General features: G+C 58.6%; 2 protein-coding genes. One reads left to right on the forward strand and one right to left on the reverse strand.

Annotated features, from left to right (window positions below; genetic code table 11):
- A partial coding sequence (locus tag WBG04_RS18260) for a substrate-binding domain-containing protein (RefSeq protein WP_424316149.1) occupies positions 1 to 612 on the forward strand: 612 nt, incomplete at its 5' end.
- 379 nt (positions 613 to 991) lie between these two features.
- On the opposite strand, the gene WBG04_RS18265 is transcribed toward WBG04_RS18260, so the two are convergent.
- Positions 992 to 1,700 (reverse strand): hypothetical protein (locus WBG04_RS18265; RefSeq protein WP_424316150.1); only part of this gene is annotated, 709 nt, incomplete at its 5' end.

The following is a 1,700-nucleotide window of genomic DNA, read 5'->3' on the forward strand; positions in this document are numbered from 1 at the left end:
CTTGAGTGGTTCCTCAGCCAATCGCTGCCGTGCTTCGCCCTCTTCGGGCGGCGGCGGAAGCTTCCGATGGCAAGCGCCGGGCCGGACAAGCAGCCCGCCATTACCGAGGCCACGCGCACCTTGATCGGCCTCGGCCACCGTCGGATCGTAATGTTGACGCGGCGGATGAGGCGCCTACCGGAACCGGGAGAAGTGGAGAGTTCCTTCCTTCGTGAGTTGGCCAGCCAAGACATATCACCCGGCCCCTACCACCTGCCGGATTGGGAGGAGAACATCGAAGGCTTTCACGCCTGCCTTGATCAGCTTTTCAAAGTGACTCCACCGACCGCGCTGATCATCGACGAAGCGCCGTTCTTCGTCGCAGCGCAGCAGTTTCTTCTCAGGCAAGGATTGCATGTACCGGACGACGTTTCGCTGGTCTGTACGGATGCCGATCTGGCCTTCTCCTGGTGCGATCCGCCAGTGACCCACATCCGCTGGGACAGCGCCCCGCTGGTGCACCGGATCGTGCGCTGGGCAAACAACGCCGCTCGCGGAACGGAGGACCACCGTGCGAGTTTCACGAAGGCAGAGTTTGTGCGCGGCGGCACGATCGGGCCGGTAATGGACTAATGGACCGATGATCCTAAATGGGAAAATGGAACCGCGAATGGACGCCAATGAACACGAATTTTCAGTGAGTTATGGGGATCGGACGGTTCACCCTGTGGGTGAGCGCTCTGGGTTATGTAACCGATCCATTTTCAGATTCCTATTAGCGTCCATTCGCGTTCATTCGCGGTTTCTAGGATCAACTACCGGGAATGCCTCGGAACCAAGCACAGCCTCCCTGACACACAGGCGACCGCCTTGCCACTCCGCCCGACATAGCCCGGTCTTTTTCGGGTTGGTCGCGCAATCCACGCCAATCACCTGAACCGAATCATCCACGCGAGTAGAATCGTCGCTTCTGCAATTTACGCAAAGAACGAGATCGCTAACTGAAACCCCTTCACTCGGACTTCGGCGACCTAACCTTCTTCTCAAGGATGGTATCTCTCAAGGCCTCGGATTCGTCGAGTTCGTCGGTGCGAAGGCTCATGCCCCCGTCGGTGCCAAGCTGACGCTGGACCACCTCTTCAGCATCGGCGAGGGCCTTGTCCCATTCCTCAAGAGCCATATAGACCCTCGCGCGTGCACGAAGATGATTCAGGCTGTAATCCGGCTTTCTGAGCTTGCGACCGCGATCATCGACCGCCTCCGGATCAAACGGTGGAGCCAGCCCCAAAATGAAATCCCTGGCCTCCTCGACCTTTCCATCCGCGATCATTTTCGAAACTTTGATCTCATCATCACGCACGACGACACTCTCCAAAGTCGTTTCCTTGCCTCGACCCGATTGCTTGGCCAGTCCAGAAATGGCTGCCGCCACCCGACCGTCACGCCCGAGGAGCATACAATTCAGGCTCTCGTCTTCCGAAAGGATCCCGACCTGCTGGACGAGCGGATTCTGCATGCCGCCAGGAACCATCAGCACTTCGCAAAGCGGCTCTTTTTCTCCGAATCCTTTCCGGATCGCTTCAGGGTCGTCACCAAGGATCGCGAGATAGACTTTCAAATCGCCACCGGGACGCTTTGCGGCCGCTTCGACAAGCGAGCCGAGATATCGGTCGGGCGACGGCGGCAGTCCGTCATCCCGTTTGCTGTTCCAAGGTCCCGGC

Source organism: Haloferula sp. (assembly GCF_049672945.1).
In the GTDB taxonomy this organism is placed as follows: Bacteria; Verrucomicrobiota; Verrucomicrobiia; order Verrucomicrobiales; family Akkermansiaceae; genus Haloferula.